Here is a 516-nt window from a genome sequence, read left to right on the forward strand (position 1 = left end):
AATGACACGACTTCGGCGGTACGCTTGAGCCCCGCTACATTGTCGGCGCGGAATCACTAGACCAGTGAGCTATTACGCACTCTTTCAAGGGTGGCTGCTTCTAAGCCAACCTCCTGGTTGTCTCTGCGACTCCACATCCTTTCCCACTTAGCGTACGCTTAGGGGCCTTAGTCGATGCTCTGGGCTGTTTCCCTCTCGACCATGGAGCTTATCCCCCACAGTCTCACTGCCGCGCTCTCACTTACCGGCATTCGGAGTTTGGCTAAGGTCAGTAACCCGGTAGGGCCCATCGCCTATCCAGTGCTCTACCTCCGGCAAGAAACACACGACGCTGCACCTAAATGCATTTCGGGGAGAACCAGCTATCACGGAGTTTGATTGGCCTTTCACCCCTAACCACAGGTCATCCCCCAGGTTTTCAACCCTGGTGGGTTCGGTCCTCCACGAAGTCTTACCTCCGCTTCAACCTGCCCATGGCTAGATCACTCCGCTTCGGGTCTTGAGCGTGCTACTGAA

The 516-nt window shown here is 55.8% G+C and carries 1 rRNA gene; it reads right to left on the reverse strand.

Annotated features, from left to right (window positions below):
* A 23S ribosomal RNA gene (locus B7767_RS07755) occupies positions 1 to 516 on the reverse strand; the annotation flags it as partial.

The sequence above is a fragment of the Streptomyces sp. 13-12-16 genome (assembly GCF_002114215.1).
In the GTDB taxonomy this organism is placed as follows: domain Bacteria; phylum Actinomycetota; class Actinomycetes; order Streptomycetales; family Streptomycetaceae; genus Streptomyces.